The 15,203-nt window shown below is 43.9% G+C and carries 15 protein-coding genes; 14 read left to right on the forward strand and 1 reads right to left on the reverse strand.

Annotated elements, in window-relative coordinates; genetic code table 11:
- Nucleotides 1-11 precede the first annotated feature (11 nt).
- The 14 genes from AACR11_RS18150 (at nucleotide 12) to AACR11_RS18215 (ending at nucleotide 14,054) form a co-directional block, all read left to right on the forward strand.
- The gene (locus AACR11_RS18150; protein ID WP_005453398.1) at nucleotides 12-545 is read left to right on the forward strand and encodes a polysaccharide biosynthesis/export family protein; all 534 of its coding nucleotides are present in this window, start codon (nucleotides 12-14) and stop codon (nucleotides 543-545) included.
- Nucleotides 545-2,740, forward strand: coding sequence for a GumC family protein (locus AACR11_RS18155; protein WP_029790089.1), 2,196 nt, complete (start codon nucleotides 545-547; stop codon nucleotides 2,738-2,740). Before AACR11_RS18150 ends, AACR11_RS18155 begins: the two co-directional genes overlap by 1 nt.
- Nucleotides 2,718-3,527: a putative capsular polysaccharide synthesis family protein gene (locus AACR11_RS18160; RefSeq protein ID WP_017188677.1), complete on the forward strand. Its 810-nt coding sequence runs from the start codon at nucleotides 2,718-2,720 to the stop codon at nucleotides 3,525-3,527. Before AACR11_RS18155 ends, AACR11_RS18160 begins: the two co-directional genes overlap by 23 nt.
- Before the next feature lie 2 nt (nucleotides 3,528-3,529).
- Nucleotides 3,530-4,582, forward strand: coding sequence for a glycosyltransferase (locus tag AACR11_RS18165; protein ID WP_009697146.1), 1,053 nt, complete (start codon nucleotides 3,530-3,532; stop codon nucleotides 4,580-4,582).
- Nucleotides 4,548-5,798, forward strand: a complete 1,251-nt coding sequence (locus tag AACR11_RS18170) for an O-antigen ligase family protein (RefSeq protein WP_029790090.1) — start codon at nucleotides 4,548-4,550, stop codon at nucleotides 5,796-5,798. The genes AACR11_RS18165 and AACR11_RS18170 overlap by 35 nt, the downstream gene beginning before the upstream one ends.
- 72 nt (nucleotides 5,799-5,870) lie before the next feature.
- Complete coding sequence (locus AACR11_RS18175; protein WP_029790091.1) at nucleotides 5,871-6,701, forward strand: putative capsular polysaccharide synthesis family protein; 831 nt, start codon at nucleotides 5,871-5,873, stop codon at nucleotides 6,699-6,701.
- Nucleotides 6,701-7,732, forward strand: a complete 1,032-nt coding sequence (locus tag AACR11_RS18180) for a glycosyltransferase (protein WP_009697149.1) — start codon at nucleotides 6,701-6,703, stop codon at nucleotides 7,730-7,732. Before AACR11_RS18175 ends, AACR11_RS18180 begins: the two co-directional genes overlap by 1 nt.
- 8 nt (nucleotides 7,733-7,740) lie before the next feature.
- Nucleotides 7,741-9,048 (forward strand): oligosaccharide flippase family protein, encoded by a 1,308-nt coding sequence (locus AACR11_RS18185; RefSeq protein WP_029790092.1) that lies wholly within the window; start codon nucleotides 7,741-7,743, stop codon nucleotides 9,046-9,048.
- Between the two features lie 2 nt (nucleotides 9,049-9,050).
- Nucleotides 9,051-9,440 (forward strand): VanZ family protein, encoded by a 390-nt coding sequence (locus AACR11_RS18190; protein WP_050908213.1) that lies wholly within the window; start codon nucleotides 9,051-9,053, stop codon nucleotides 9,438-9,440.
- A gap of 151 nt (nucleotides 9,441-9,591) precedes the next feature.
- Nucleotides 9,592-9,912, forward strand: a complete 321-nt coding sequence (gene yqfB / locus AACR11_RS18195; RefSeq protein WP_029790094.1) for a N(4)-acetylcytidine aminohydrolase — start codon at nucleotides 9,592-9,594, stop codon at nucleotides 9,910-9,912.
- A gap of 50 nt (nucleotides 9,913-9,962) precedes the next feature.
- Nucleotides 9,963-10,550, forward strand: a complete 588-nt coding sequence (locus tag AACR11_RS18200) for a TetR/AcrR family transcriptional regulator (protein ID WP_029790095.1) — start codon at nucleotides 9,963-9,965, stop codon at nucleotides 10,548-10,550.
- 102 nt (nucleotides 10,551-10,652) lie between these two features.
- The gene (locus AACR11_RS18205) at nucleotides 10,653-11,684 is read left to right on the forward strand and encodes an NADP-dependent oxidoreductase (protein WP_029790096.1); all 1,032 of its coding nucleotides are present in this window, start codon (nucleotides 10,653-10,655) and stop codon (nucleotides 11,682-11,684) included.
- A gap of 15 nt (nucleotides 11,685-11,699) precedes the next feature.
- Nucleotides 11,700-12,317, forward strand: coding sequence for a glutathione S-transferase family protein (locus AACR11_RS18210; RefSeq protein ID WP_029790097.1), 618 nt, complete (start codon nucleotides 11,700-11,702; stop codon nucleotides 12,315-12,317).
- Nucleotides 12,318-12,617: 300 nt separating this feature from the next.
- A complete protein-coding gene (locus AACR11_RS18215; protein ID WP_029790098.1) occupies nucleotides 12,618-14,054 on the forward strand; it encodes a catalase in 1,437 nt (478 codons plus the stop codon).
- Nucleotides 14,055-14,249: 195 nt separating this feature from the next.
- Here AACR11_RS18215 and AACR11_RS18220 read toward each other — a convergent pair whose 3' ends face one another.
- Nucleotides 14,250-15,128 (reverse strand): NAD(P)-dependent oxidoreductase, encoded by an 879-nt coding sequence (locus AACR11_RS18220; RefSeq protein WP_029790099.1) that lies wholly within the window; start codon nucleotides 15,126-15,128, stop codon nucleotides 14,250-14,252.
- Between the last annotated feature and the right edge of the window lie 75 nt (nucleotides 15,129-15,203).

The raw sequence follows: 15,203 nt of genomic DNA on the forward strand, positions 1-15,203 counted from the left end.
AAGGAATATCAATGAACCTTTTAACAACGCTGCTTGGCTTAACGCTGGTTCTATTTAGCGCCTTTGTTTCGGCAAATACCAGTGAGCAAGATTATTTGCTCGATACAGGCGATACCATTTCTGTACAAGTGTATGGCGAAGAAGATCTGACGATAAAAAACATCCTAATTACGTCAGATGGCTACTTCGATTACCCATACCTAGGACGCATCAAGGCGATCAACAAAACACCAAAACAGCTGAAATACGAAATAGAAACCGGGCTAAAAGGTGATTACCTCATTAACCCTAAAGTCATGGTCACAATCAACAGCTTTCGACTTTTCTATGTGAACGGTGAAGTAAGAAAACCAGGTGGGTTTGAATATCAACCAGGGCTCACCATAGAAAAAGCGATCGCTCTAGCCGGTGGTTTGACAGACCGAGCATCAAGAAAAAGTATCAACCTTACCCAACATGCAACAGGTAAAACTGTTGAAAGCGTCAACATGCAGCGCTCGGTAGAGCCTGGCGACATTGTATTTATCGATCAGAGCTTCTTCTAATGACAGGCAATTCAATGAACGGAATTCATTCTACTCATCCTTCTTCCAATCGCATCGAGTTGATTCGTTTTGGGCATCACTACCGAACACTTAAAAAGAACTGGTTAAGCATTTTAGCGTTTACCATCATCTTTTCTCTCACTTGCACTTGGTATATCTATTCGAAAAAGTCGGTATACCAAGCCACTGCTACCCTTCTTATTCAAGAAGAGCAAAAAAGTGCACTCTCAATTGAAGAAGTGTACGGCGTGGACACCACTAAAAAAGAGTACTTTCAAACTCAAATCGCCATTCTGAAATCAAATCACATTGCCGATAAAGTGATTACTCAGCTTAACTTAACCCAACACCCTGAGTTCACAGGGTCGAGTAGATTTGAGCAGAAAATTGATGAGATTAAGTCCATCCCACTAGTACAAGATGTGTTACGAGTGTCTCCAAACCCTGAAGAAACTCAACAGCATGCAAAGCCATATTACCAAGCTCTTCAAGCATTCAAAGAGAAGCTAGAGATCGAACCTGTACGTAACACTCAACTAGTGAAAATTCGCTTTCGCTCTACTGATCCCGAGCTTGCTACCAAGATTGCGAATGCCGTCGGTCAGGCATACATCGATACCAACTTCGAAGCCAAGTTAGTAATTACTCAAAACGCAGCGACTTGGTTGACCAATAACTCACAAAAGCTAGAACAACGCTTGAGAACGTCTGAGCAAGCGCTACAAGACTTCTTATTGCAAGAAGGTCTTATTGATATCAATGGTATTGATGATATCTACGCCAGTGAACTCGAAGAGCTAAGCCGCAAGTTAAATGCCGCGATTAACAACCGTATTGAAGCGCAGACTCTGATCGACCTTTTGAAGCGTAAATCTTCACAAGACTTAGATAGCCTTCTGTCTATCGACGAATTTGCAAACCAAGCGCAGATCCGCGATCTTAAACTTTCTGAAGCTCAAGCTGAGAAAAATGTCTCTGAGCTTTCTCAACGCTATGGACCAAAACATGACCGTATGGTTCAAGCTAGGGTTCAGCTAGATTCAATTCGCACCCGAACTCAACAGCTGATTCGCGAAATCTCATTCAGCAAACAACAAGACTTACTCGCAGCGAAAGCGCAAGAAGATATGCTTCGCGCGGAATTAGACAGCAAAAAATCAGATTTCCAAATGTTAGGCTCCCAAAAAGCCAAGTATGAGCAACTGAAGCGAGAGGTCGAATCGAACAAAGATTTATATGAAGCGTTTTTGAACCGCGAGAAAGAGACCAGCGCCACTAGCGATTACAAAAACGTCACTGCGCGTTTTACTGATCCAGCAATCATTCCGCTTTTCCCGATTGCGCCACAACGTATGAAGCTGGTGTTAATTGCAACCTTCTTTGGTTTTGCTATTGCCTGTGCGCTTGTCATCATTTTAGAAACATTGCGTGAAGTGATTCGTACTTCTTCAGATGTACAAGAAAAGCTGGGTGTCACCTGCCTAGGCACAATACCAAGAGTGAAAAAGCGTAATCTACGCAAAGGTGGGGTGAGCTATACCGCTTATCTCGACAAAGATGAGAAACTGTTCAGCGAAGCCTGCCGCTCGGTCAGAACCTCTCTCCTGCTCAGATTAACAAACTCGAAACAGAGAGTGCTCCCTTTCACTTCAGCTATTCCAGAAGAAGGCAAAACATCAACGAGCATCAATATGGCAGTGTCTTTTTCCACCATGGAGAAAGTCTTGATCATCGATTGCGACTTACGCAGACCATCGATCGCCAAACGTTTTAATATCTCGGAGTCGAGCCCTGGACTCACCAATATCCTTACGATGGATACATCGCTAAGTGAGTGTATTGTTCGCAGCGAGGAGGCGAATCTAGATGTATTGCCTGCAGGGATTATTCCACCAAACCCACAAGAGTTGTTGGCATCCGATCGTTTCGACAAATTGATCGAATACCTCAAGGGGAAATATGACCGCATCATTATTGATACGCCTCCACTGCTATCAGTGAGCGATGCACTCATTCTAGGTAAGAAAGCAAACGGATTAATTACGGTAATCCGATCAGAATCGACCAAGGCATCATTGGTTAACGCAGCGCTATCTAAACAAATTCAACACTCAGTTCCTTCGCTTGGCGTTCTGATTACTCAGGCAAAATCAAAGGAAGGAGAAGCGAATTATGTCCAGCAGTACGCCTATTAGCCTTAGCATGCAGTGGTACCAACTGTTAAAGGAGCAGGACAGCCCGGTACTGATTTATCAAATGGGAAAAGTGGGGTCGAGCGCGTTGGAGAAATCGATTCCAAAATCGATTCATCTACACGATCTGATGTCTATCGATGCAGAAAAACAGATATCTCCAGTTCGTGCACAACTGCATAACCCTGCGACTAACTACATTAAGCGCTTATTAAAGCGCTTGATCATGAGTCGCATGCTCAAGCGTAAGAAACAAGTCCGCATCATTTCTTTAGTGCGTGAGCCGATTGGTCGAAACATATCCATGTTCTTCCAATCCCTACCATTCTGGATGGCGGCAAAGTACTTAAACGATGACAGTGCAGTACGCTCTGAACGTTCTCAATTGTTACATGAAGCTTTTGAGGAGCATGTAAACCATCAATATCCATTGGAATGGTTTGATAATGAAATCAAGCCACTCACTGGCATCGACGTGTTTACACACCCTTTTGATCATGAGCTTGGATATCAAGTTTACCAAAAGGACAACTTCTCTCTTATGGTTGTTCGTGTCGATAAACTCGATCAGTCACAAAAAGCAATTAGCACCTTTTTACAACAAGAAGTAAAGGTGCAGCATGACAACCAAGCCGATAACAAGTGGTACTCCCCTCTTCTTGTTGAATTTAAACGTACTTTTCATCCCAAAGTAGCGCTCATTGAAGAAATGCTCACTTCTAAATTCACTAAGCATTTCTTTTCTGCATCTGAGATCGAAAAGTTCAAAAAAGATTACTTATCTGCCTAATTATGAAAACAAAAATACTTCATATCATCAATGACTTATCCAAAAATGGGGGCGCGCAAAAATTCCTTGTGGATCTTGTGATGGAACACGCACCTCAATACGATATAAAGATTCTTGTATTGTGCGATGACAACGACTATCTGGACTTGTTATCTGCTCAAGGCATCGAATGTTTTAACTGGAAAACGCTTTCACTAAAAGAAAAGTGGTCACTGTTGCGTTGGCCTGATTTAGTTCATGGTCACCTATATCCTTCCATCTATCTCGCGCTATTAGCTGTGGGGAAAAAACGAATTCAAACCGAGCATTGTTCTTATAACCGCCGCCGTGACTACCCCCTATTCAAATTCATGGAACACCTGCTTTACAGAGGTCATAACCTTACTGTTAGCATCAGTGAAAAAGTGCAAGAAGAGCTCGTGAAATTCATGCCTCACTACCAACACAAATATCGTGTTGTACACAATGGCGTTGATCTCGAACGTTTTCCAATGGTCGCAAAGTCCGCCAGTTCAGTGCTACAAAAGCCAGTTATTAATATCGGTATGGTCGGAAGACTGCATGAGCATAAAGACCATGAAACCTTGATTCGTGCGACTGCCCTAATGCCGACCAATTATGAGCTTCACTTAGCGGGAGATGGTAGTAAACGCACCGAACTACAGTCTCTTAGTCATCAACTCAATATTGCCGAAAGGGTTCATTTTCACGGCATCATCTCTGATATTCCGTCATTCCTGAGCGACATCGACGTATACGTCCAGTCTTCTAAAGTGGAAGGCTTCGGTTTAGCTGCGGTTGAGGCGATGGCAGCAGGTTTGCCAGTATTGTCTTCTGACGTACCTGGATTAGATGAAGTCATGGGCAGCAGCGAATACCTGTTTGATCTGGGAGATTCAAAGCAACTTGCCCACAAATTAACTCAACTTTGCACCACCCAAGAAATGTACAACAGAGCAAGCGAGTACTCAGTTAATCGCGCCAAGTTATACACCATCGACAAATTCCGAGACGGTTACTATGGACTTTACCAGCAACTCTGCACCAGTAAGTAGTCGCATCTCATTACTGGCAGCAATTACGCTCTCCCTCTTTTTCGCACCATTTAAAGTGGGAGCAGGTAGCCTCGTACTCGCGCCTTCCGATATTGCAAGCTTGCTCTCGATCGGTTTAGTCGCTCTTATCATACTGGAAGGTAAAACCCATGCATTGCTACATCCTCGCATGGGCTTCTTATTACTGTTTACCAGCTATGTTTTTGTCAATGGACTTCTTAATCGTGTCCCATTTATGCCTTTGGTCACGGAGACAGTTCAATGGGTAGCCATATTAAGTTTGCTGTGTTTACTTTACGCCTACGGTGTCTTTAACGACGACCGAATCATGGTCTATTTTACATACAGCTTACTGGTGGTTTGCTCTCTTGTTGCGCTGTGGCACTTCTCACAAGGCTACCAGAGTGGATTCAAGCTACTGGGCGTGAGTAAGTACGCCTTCGGTGTTCTCTGCTCCCTACTCTACCTTTACAGAGACAAAATCCGCGCCTTTCCCCTATTAATGCTATTTGCATTCGTACTACTGGTTCTTTCTCAAGAGAGAAAAGCGTTGCTCGGTTTTTGTTTGTTGGTTTTTATGGATCAACTGGTGATCAAGCGATTAGTACGACAAACCATCAGTGAGACCTACACTTGGACTGTTCTGATTGGGGTAAGTTTGGTCATCTTCTTCATCGTATCAACAACGCTTTACGTGGGTTTTGACCAGCTTGCAGACAAGCTCGAAATTACTCAAGAAGACATCCTATTTGCCAACCAAAGTGAAGCGCGTTGGGTCTCCAATTTACACCGTAAATTGCTCTTGGCAAACGGGTTAGACATCTTGCTTCAATATCCAATTTTAGGTGTCGGAGCAAAGATGTTACCTCACTACATGATCAACTACTTTAACTACGATGAGTTAGCGATTTACACCCACAACTTTGTTCTAGATACCTCTATCGAATACGGGCTATTAGGCATTTTGTTGTTATTTGGTGGTTATGTGCACTTTATGAAGGGCTGTTTCAACTCATTGGAAGAGAATAGAAAGAGCTTCCTACTCGCAATCTACGCTCTAATCATGGTGTTTTTTGTCGCCGTGAATACCACCATCATTTTAATACTTTTACTACCCGTCATGATCAGTAAAGCAAGGCACTATAACCTCCAGCAAGAGACAACCGTTTCGGCAGAGTTCCACTCTCAACCTGCTCATGATTCAAAACCCAATTAACTGATTTCGCCACCAACCAACAAATAGAAATGGCGAAGAGCAAACAATTTAAAGCTATCAAGGATAGGATAAATGAAATATTCAATCTCTCGACAATTTGAGAAAAACCGAGAACTTCAAGCAGACAATTTCGTGCTGGTTTACCAAATGGGTAAAGTCGGTTCGTCGTCTATTGAGCATACTTTGGGTGAGCGTAAAATTCCGAGCTACCACATCCACACGTTTGATGATCACGAAGAGTTCCAGATGTACCACAATAAAAAAGATGTGAGTAAATTCTTCGACTTTAAAAACCGCACTATGTATCGCCTTGTTCTCAACAAAAGAAAACGCATCTTACAAAAGCGCGACAACATCAAGATTGTGACTCTGGTACGTGATCCAATTGCAACGGTTTTCTCCCGCTTTTTCCAAGACCTGCATATTCAATTCATCGAAGGCAAGAAAAACGACGCTATCCATCGCGATATGGATGTGACTTACAAACATTTAGAGCATTGCTTCGATAACTACCTTAACCTTAATTATTTTGCTAACTGGTTCGATAACGAGCTTAAACGTAACTTCAACATCGATGTACTTCGCCAAGAGATTGATAACACTCAACCTTTTTATACATTCAGTAATGAAAAGGCGAGTGTCATTCTAATTAAATGCGAACAGCTGAGCTCCCTTGATAAAGAGATCGGTGAGTTTCTTCAGCTTGATGATTTTATTCTTAAAAACAGCAACGAAGCAAAAAACAAGTGGTATTCCAATATCCATCAGTACTTTAAAGAGCGTTACGACTTCTCCAAGCTTTTCTACATGTACGATCTTCCTCTTTATCGTCACCTTTACTCAGAGCAAGAGCGTGCAGCATTTAAGAACAAGTGGAAGCAAACTCCAGGGACCAAAGCATAATGAAGAAAGTACTGCACATAACCGAAGCTTTTGGCGGTGGGGTTCAAACAGCACTCTACAGCTACGTTCACTCTTCGCGTAGCGAAGCATTCGAGCATTCATTGCTTGCTCGTGCTCGCTCAAATGATATGACTAATGAATCAAGCAACCATGTCTTTAGCCACACAAAATGGGTAGAGGGCAACTTATTGCAATTCATGAAGGACGCAAACGCATTCATTGCGGAGATCAAGCCAGATTTTGTTCACTTGCACTCAAGTAAAGCGGGCTTTCTCGGTCGATTCTTAAAGCTCGGTCATGCTCGCCTTATCTACACGCCCCACTGTTATGCATTTGAACGTGAAGATATTTCCAATTTTGCCAAACAGATTTACAAGACGTTAGAAAAAATCGCGCTTAAAAAAATCGATGTTGTTGCTGGGTGCAGTCAACGCGAATGCGATTTAGCCATCAGCATAGGCGCTAAGCGCGCTGAGTTACTCAATAACTACGTAACCTATGGTAGCGAAGAGCGCAGTCCAAATACTAACAAAACTCAACTGAAATTGGTCATTCTAGGACGAGTCGCTCCACAAAAAGATCCTCAGTTCTTGCTTGATACACTCGGTCAAATCAAAAAGGCTGAGTTAGCACATGATATTGATATCACTTGGATTGGTGGCGGCGAGAGAGAGCTTGAAGATCAGTTACGTGCACAAGGTATTAAAGTCACGGGCATGATTCCACGAGATGAAGTCGTTAGCCTACTCAAAACTTCGGATTTGTACTTACATACTGCTGCTTGGGAAGGTATGCCGCTGACCATTCTTGAAGCGGCGAAGCTGCATTTACCTATGGTCATTCGCTCTATCGGTGCCACCAAAGATCTTAACTACCCTTTCTTGGCACAAGGTCCACAAGAGATGGCAAAACAAATCACCCATTGCATTAATCACTACCACGATATTGACTTCAATCAGTACTCAAAGGAGCTCAATGAAACATTTAGTGAAGAAAAACAGCGAATCGCGCTAATCAGCATTTACAGCTAGAGGATCAAATGCTTCAACAACTACAACAAAAGCGCGCAGCCACTCAGAACAAGGAAAAAAGTCTGTTTTCCCTCGGCTTTCAAACCGCAGTTACCCGTGTTCTGAGTGCTGGTTTTGCGTTTCTTTTAACGCTCATCGTTTCCCGAGTCACAGATGCATCGACATCAGGGCAGTTTTTCTTTTTGTTTAATCTCGCTTACTTCACTGCCATTATTTCTCAGTTAGGATTTGATGTTTCGCTTGTTAAGTACAACGCTATTGGTTTCTCGAATAACAATAGTGAGGAACAGAGCAACAACTACCGTATCGCGCTAGCACGAAGTCTGTTGTTTAGTGTAGCAGCGTGTACTTTTATCTACTTGGCATTCAACTTTTTCCCCAAACACGTAAACACAACTGGCGTTTCCGACGCTGCACTGGCACTTGCTTTGTTGTCGATCCCATTACTCGTTATTGGACAGACAAATAGCCGAGTATTGCAAGCCTCTAGACGAGTTGTCCCCTCGCTATTTGCGTTACAACTCGGCGTGAGCTTCTTTATGGTTGCGCTGGTATTAGTGGCTCAGAGAGCTTACTCAATTGATGCAGATCTCCTTATGATTTTACTCGCCATAGCAACAGGGGCTGTCGCTCTCCAATCGAGCATCAAATGGCTTAAGTCTGATCAATATAGTCATGGGAAAACGGAGAAAAATACCGAGCTAACCTATTCAGCAAAACAAGTTTGGTTTGGCAGCATCTTTTCCAATTTGGTTCAATGGGGCAGCTTGGTCATTGCGGGTTTCTTTCTCGCAACTTCCGATCTTGGCTTACTCGCTGCAGCACAACGCACCTCATTACTCATTGGCTTTGTGTTAGTCACAATTAACTTCGTCGTCGCTCCGATGTTTGCTTCACTCTATAAGGAAGGAAAACTAGATCGACTGCAAAGCCTTAGTCGTTTGGCATGCCGTGCAAATATTGGAGCAGCAATGATTCCCGTGGTTGTGTGCGTCGCCTTTCCTGAGTTTGTTATGCAACTGTTTGGCAAAGAGTTTACTGCAGCTGCGCCCTTACTCGTTGCATTGTCGCTAGGGCAACTAGTGAATGTAGCAACAGGTTCAGTTGGGTTTTTATTGCTTATGAGTGGACATGAAAAGACCATGAAATACATCACTATCGTATCTGGTGTCATCTCCATTACATTACTGGTCACGCTCTCTCAATGGTACGGCGTATTAGGCGCAGCTTGGGCAATGGCGATAGGTTTAGCAATCCAAAACTTAGCCGCACTCTACTTCGTGAAACGTTATCTTGGCTTTTTTCCAGTGGGGTAAATATGACAAATACGATTGCACGAATTAGCTTTATCGGAGTGTTACTACTGACGATTTCTCTATCGCTTTGGAAGAGTTCTGATATCAGTCATGTCACATACCAAAATCTAGAGAATTATGTCGGCGGCTCAAGTACGTTACATTTTACCTTTAGCCTTTTGATTGGTTTTCTAGCCGTGTTTAACTTCCCTAAATGGGTGACAGCAACAAACGCGGACATGTTTGGTATTCGGTTACTGATCGTCCTATTGTTTATCGTCTCTTTAGAGGAGTTCAGCCAATTGTTTATCGCAACTCGCTCCTTCAGTTTTGATGACTTAAGCACTAATTGGATCGGTATTATATTAGGTTATTTCTGTGCCAAACTTATAAAACTCATTGTTAAACAATAACATTTTCGGCGCACTCAACACTCTAAAGCGACAAACTATACGCCTCGAAATAGCAACTCAACATAGGCGTCTTTGGTGAGCACTTTTTTGGATATTTTTCTTAAATGGCGAGATATACTCTCGCCCTATTACATTAATATGAGCATCGGTTATGTCTTTGCATCCAACTAAAATCACCTTCTTTGAATTCCTAACACCACTTATCACTGCAGGTAAAAAGACAATCACGATTCGTGATGAATCAGAAAGCCACTACGTGCCCAATACCGAAGTGGAAGTGTTTACCTTAGAAACAGATCGCAAGGTATGCGACATTAAAATCCTGTCAGTAGCACCACTGAAGTTTGATGACATCAACGAGTTCCACGCAGAACAAGAAGCGATTGAACTGCCAAAACTGAAAGAACTTATCCGTGAGATCTACCCAAATATCGATGAGCTGTATGTGATTGAATACGAACTGATCAAGTAAGATTCACAAATTACTAGACGACTGGTCTAATCGCTTTTATAGTATTAGTCATGAATGCAAAAACGAACGATACACGCCAACACATTCTTGATGTCGGCTACCAGTTGGTAGTGATCAAAGGTTTTACCAGTGTTGGACTCTCAGAACTATTAAAGGTAGCGGATGTGCCGAAAGGCTCTTTCTACCACTACTTCAAGTCGAAAGAGCAATTTGGTGAGGCATTGATTGAAGATTACTTCTCTCGCTACCTTAAAATGATCACAGCCCACTTTACTGAAAGTGAAGGCTCTGGTTCTGAGCGCCTGTTGAGCTACTTCGAGCGCTGGATGGCGATTGAAAATGGTCGATGTAATGCCAACAAATGCTTGGTGGTGAAGTTGAGCGCGGAAGTTTCTGATCTTTCAGAAGCAATGCGTGTAAGACTGGCTTCGGGTGCCACTCAAGTGGTGAAAGCCATCGAAGATTGTGTCCAAGCGGGCATTGAAGACGGCTCTATCCAAGTTGAATCAGCAGAACAAACCGCCCACTTGATTTATCATCAATGGATTGGTGCAAGCTTACTCAACAAACTGTATCAGGATCGTTCCGGCTTAATACGCAGCTTTGAGAGCACTCAAAGTATGCTAAAAGGCAAATAACGAACCACACTTAATCCGCCTTATCTTTACCCAAAAAGTACGGCGGATTTTTTAGGAATAAAAACTAGACGACTGGTCTAATAATTAATATAGGAACTTACCATGACCCAAACGCTTAACCGTCAAATCGTATTGGCTAACCGTCCAAAAGGTTCGCCAGTCCCAGAGAACTTCCGTTTAGAACAAACTGCTATCCCTACTCCAAGTGAAGGTGAAGTGCTTCTGCGCAGCGTATACCTATCTCTCGACCCATATATGCGCGGTCGAATGAATGAAGGCAAATCCTACGCAGATCCTGTTGAACTAAACGACGTAATGGTTGGCGGGACCGTTTGTCAGGTCGTGGAATCGAAGAACTCTGACTTCCAAGCAGGCGAATGGGTGGTAGCTTACACAGGTTGGCAAGATTACGCGCTATCTAACGGCGAAGGTCTATTTAAATTAGGCAGTGAGCCGACGCATCCTTCTTATGCCCTTGGTGTGCTTGGCATGCCTGGCTTTACCGCTTATGTGGGTTTATTGGAAATTGGTCAGCCTAAAGCTGGTGATACCTTAGTTGTCGCTGCTGCAACCGGTGCGGTCGGCTCTATGGTTGGTCAAATCGGTAAGCTAAAAGGTTGTCGTGTAATCGGTATCGCAGGCGGCGCAGAGAAGTGTCAGTACGCAAAAGAGACCCTAGGCTTTGATGATTGTCTTGATCACACCGCAGATGACTTTGCAGAGCAACTAGCAGCAACATGCGACAAAGGTATCGATGTCTACTTTGAAAACGTAGGCGGTAAAGTCTTTGATGCCGTGTTACCTCTGTTAAATGTCGGCGCTCGCGTGCCACTTTGTGGTTTGATTTCTCAATACAACGCGACAGCGTTACCAGAAGGTCCCGATCGTATGTCGATGTTGATGGGCAACATCCTGGTCAAACGCATCAAGATGCAAGGTTTCATCATTTTTGATCACTATGAGCAAAGCTACACAAATTTCGTGAAAGATGTAAGCCAATGGCTAGCGGAAGGCAAAATCCACTACCGTGAGCATTTAGTAGAAGGTTTAGAAAATGCGCCAGAAGCATTCATCGGTCTGCTGGAAGGCAAAAACTTCGGCAAACTTGTTATTAAAACTAATCAACCTGTATAAGAAAAGGATTCTTCTATGATTAAACTGCATCACTTAAACCAGTCTCGTTCAAAACGCATCATTTGGTTACTAGAAGAGCTGGACGTAGATTATGAGGTCGTACCCTACCTTCGTGACAGCGTCACCTTTTTTGCTCCACCTGAGCTCAAGAGCATTCACCCACTCGGCAAGTCACCCGTATTGGAAGATGGCGACGAGATCGTTACAGAGTCTGGTGCCATCACTGAATACTTAATAGAGAAGTACGCGGACGGGCGTTTTGCACCAGAACGTGGCAGCAAAGCTTACACGCAATACATTCAATGGATGCACTTTGCAGAGAGCTCAGCCATGGTTCCATTGCTTCTCAAAATGTTTGTCGCTAAAGATGGCGCGCAAACGAATTTCCTAGCTGACTATGCAGATGCGGAAACCATGAAAGTCATGGGTTACGTTGATCAAAGCCTTGAAGGAAAAACCTACTTTATTGAAGAGCGGCTAACAGGCGCGGATTTCATGATGTCGTTTATTGTCGACATCCTAAACAAGTTTGGCGTTATTGAGCGTTTCCCTAACATTCAACGCTATGGTGCACAGCTTGCCACTCATCCAGCATTCCACAAAGCTGAAGAGCTAGAGGTAAAGTATGGCTAACTTAATGACTGCCAATCTGCGCTGAGTAGCCTAAGTTTCTGTCTATTTCCGATTTAATTGAAATAGACAGAAATTATTCATATAAGCCATATTCAAGAACAACCTTTAATCCATACGACAAATAATGTTAATTGACACAAAGGCATTGTTTAACAAGCACTTAAAGCATAGGTGATACCTATCACACTGATTGCTAATAACAGTTTTTTTATTCTCAGTTGCAGCGCTATTCTCCTTGCATAACTTTCGAGCAGTTGCCGAAAAGTCGATAAATAATCACTATATTGCAAGGAAAATCAAATGAGCAAAAAACTGACTACAGCAGCAGGTTGCCCTGTCGCCCATAACCAAAACGTTATGACTGCTGGTCCTCGTGGCCCTCAACTATTACAAGACGTTTGGTTCCTTGAAAAATTAGCGCACTTTGACCGCGAAGTGATCCCAGAGCGTCGTATGCACGCAAAAGGCTCTGGTGCTTACGGTACGTTCACTGTAACGCACGACATTACAAAATACACTCGCGCGAAAATCTTCTCTGACATCGGTAAAAAAACAGAACTATTCGCTCGCTTCACGACCGTAGCTGGTGAGCGCGGTGCAGCAGACGCAGAGCGCGACATCCGTGGTTTCGCACTAAAATTCTACACTGAAGAAGGTAACTGGGACTTGGTTGGTAACAACACACCAGTATTCTTCCTACGTGACCCACTAAAATTCCCAGACCTAAACCACGCAGTAAAACGCGACCCTCGCACTAACATGCGTAGCTCTACCAACAACTGGGATTTCTGGACATCACTACCAGAAGCATTCCACCAAGTGACTATCGTAATGAGTGACCGTGGTATCCCAGCTTCTTACCGTCATATGCATGGTTTTGGTAGCCACACATTCAGCTTCATCAACGCAGAAAACGAGCGTTACTGGGTGAAATTCCACTTCAAAACTCAGCAAGGCATCAAGAACCTGACTGACCAAGAAGCAGAAGCGATCGTAGGTAAAGACCGCGAAAGCCATCACCGTGACCTTTACGAAGCGATTGAGCGTCAAGACTTCCCTAAATGGAAGATGTACGTACAGATCATGCCTGAGCTAGAAGCGGATGAAGTCAACTTCAACCCATTCGACCTAACAAAAGTGTGGTCTCAAAAAGACTACCCACTGATCCCAGTTGGTGAGTTTGAACTGAACCGTAACCCAGAAAACTTCTACGCAGAAGTTGAGCAGTCAGCGTTCAACCCAGCAGCAGTAGTCCCTGGTATCGGCTTCTCTCCAGATAAGATGTTACAAGGTCGTCTGTTCGCTTACGGCGATGCTCAGCGTTACCGCCTAGGTGTGAACCATCATCAAATCCCTGTGAACGCACCTCGTTGCCCTGTTCACAGCTACCACCGCGATGGCGCAATGCGCGTTGATGGCAACTTTGGTTCAACACTGGGTTACGAGCCAAACTACAAACAAGAATGGGCAGAGCAACCAGATTACTCTGAGCCACCTCTACGCATCAATGGCAACGCTGATCACTACGATCACCGTGTAGACGAAGACTACTTCAGCCAAGCGGGTGACCTATTCCGTCTGATGAGCGAAGAGCAACGTCAAACTCTGTTCGACAACACAGCTCGCGCAATGGACGGTGTGCCAGAGTTCATCCAACAGCGCCACGTTCAACACGCATACCAAGCGGACGAAGCGTACGGCAAAGGTCTTGAGATTGCGCTAGGCTTAAACAAGTAAGCGAACGCTGTAATCATCACGCTGTGTGATTAAAAGACATAAAAAAGGAGGTGCCCAACAGCACCTCCTGATTTCAAATTACTAATCCTTAATCACTAGCCACAACCAATGCTCAAGGAGATTCATTATGATTAACTTAGATTTCTTTAAGCTCTTTGATACCAAAGAACTGTTTATCTATTACTGACACATCAACTACTGATTTTTAGCGACCGCTTTGATCAGTACTGATGTATCCATGCGCCCTAAACCATCGCGTTGAAGGTCTGCGTATTGCTCATCCACTTTCTTAGTCAGTGGAAGTTCTAGACCCACTCGCTCTGCTTCTTGCAGGCAGAAACCCAAGTCTTTGCGCATCCAATCAATAGCGAAGCCAAAATCGAACTTATCTTCCGCCATCGTATTTGCGCGGTTTTCCATCTGCCATGAACCTGCAGCGCCATGCTTCAACGTTTCTACAACTTGAGCGATGTCCAAGCCTGATTTTTGTGCCAGTAGCAAAGCTTCACTCAGACCTTGTAAAACACCACCAATACAGATTTGGTTTACCATCTTACAACGTTGACCCTGACCGTTTTCACCCAGTAGCGTCATCTGCTTCGCGTACACATCCATCGCTGGAGACACACGATCAAAAATGCTCTGTTCGCCGCCACACATGATGGTTAGTACACCGTTTTCTGCGCCCGCTTGACCACCAGAAACTGGCGCATCAATGAAGTGATTGCCGTACTTTGCACACGCTTCAGCCAGCTCAACCGCTAGGTCTGCTGAGGTCGTTGTGTGGTCCACTAACACTGCATCCGCTTTCAAGCCAACCAGAATGCCTTCTTCACCGTAAACAACGCTACGAACGTCATTATCATTACCCACACAGGTGAAAACGATGTCACAGCCTTCTGCCGCTTCACGTGGTGTTTCACAAGCCACGCCTTGGTATTCTTCAGCCCATTTGTCGGCTTTCGCTTTTGTGCGGTTGTATACTTTGGTTTCAAAGCCCGCTTTACTGAGGTAACCAGCCATTGGGTATCCCATCACACCCAGACCAATAAATGCTACTCTTAGTTTTTCCATTGCAAGCCTCCTTGAATTCGAAGTAAGTGACGTTTTGAAACTATTACTATCTGAAACAGTTACTATTTGAAACAT

Origin of the sequence: Vibrio sp. L85 (genome assembly GCF_963871815.1) — a bacterium.
In the GTDB taxonomy this organism is placed as follows: Bacteria; Pseudomonadota; Gammaproteobacteria; order Enterobacterales; family Vibrionaceae; genus Vibrio; species Vibrio harveyi.

What these genes read in the sequence shown, in the direction of transcription:
- AACR11_RS18150 (WP_005453398.1), top strand. Translation starts at nt 12, where the DNA reads ATGAACCTTTTAACAACGCTGCTTGGCTTAACGCTGGTTCTATTTAGC.
- AACR11_RS18155 (WP_029790089.1), top strand. Translation starts at nt 545, where the DNA reads ATGACAGGCAATTCAATGAACGGAATTCATTCTACTCATCCTTCTTCC.
- AACR11_RS18160 (WP_017188677.1), top strand. Translation starts at nt 2,718, where the DNA reads ATGTCCAGCAGTACGCCTATTAGCCTTAGCATGCAGTGGTACCAACTG.
- AACR11_RS18165 (WP_009697146.1), top strand. Translation starts at nt 3,530, where the DNA reads ATGAAAACAAAAATACTTCATATCATCAATGACTTATCCAAAAATGGG.
- AACR11_RS18170 (WP_029790090.1), top strand. Translation starts at nt 4,548, where the DNA reads ATGGACTTTACCAGCAACTCTGCACCAGTAAGTAGTCGCATCTCATTA.
- AACR11_RS18175 (WP_029790091.1), top strand. Translation starts at nt 5,871, where the DNA reads ATGAAATATTCAATCTCTCGACAATTTGAGAAAAACCGAGAACTTCAA.
- AACR11_RS18180 (WP_009697149.1), top strand. Translation starts at nt 6,701, where the DNA reads ATGAAGAAAGTACTGCACATAACCGAAGCTTTTGGCGGTGGGGTTCAA.
- AACR11_RS18185 (WP_029790092.1), top strand. Translation starts at nt 7,741, where the DNA reads ATGCTTCAACAACTACAACAAAAGCGCGCAGCCACTCAGAACAAGGAA.
- AACR11_RS18190 (WP_050908213.1), top strand. Translation starts at nt 9,051, where the DNA reads ATGACAAATACGATTGCACGAATTAGCTTTATCGGAGTGTTACTACTG.
- yqfB (WP_029790094.1), top strand. Translation starts at nt 9,592, where the DNA reads ATGTCTTTGCATCCAACTAAAATCACCTTCTTTGAATTCCTAACACCA.
- AACR11_RS18200 (WP_029790095.1), top strand. Translation starts at nt 9,963, where the DNA reads ATGAATGCAAAAACGAACGATACACGCCAACACATTCTTGATGTCGGC.
- AACR11_RS18205 (WP_029790096.1), top strand. Translation starts at nt 10,653, where the DNA reads ATGACCCAAACGCTTAACCGTCAAATCGTATTGGCTAACCGTCCAAAA.
- AACR11_RS18210 (WP_029790097.1), top strand. Translation starts at nt 11,700, where the DNA reads ATGATTAAACTGCATCACTTAAACCAGTCTCGTTCAAAACGCATCATT.
- AACR11_RS18215 (WP_029790098.1), top strand. Translation starts at nt 12,618, where the DNA reads ATGAGCAAAAAACTGACTACAGCAGCAGGTTGCCCTGTCGCCCATAAC.
- AACR11_RS18220 (WP_029790099.1), bottom strand. Translation starts at nt 15,128, where the DNA reads ATGGAAAAACTAAGAGTAGCATTTATTGGTCTGGGTGTGATGGGATAC.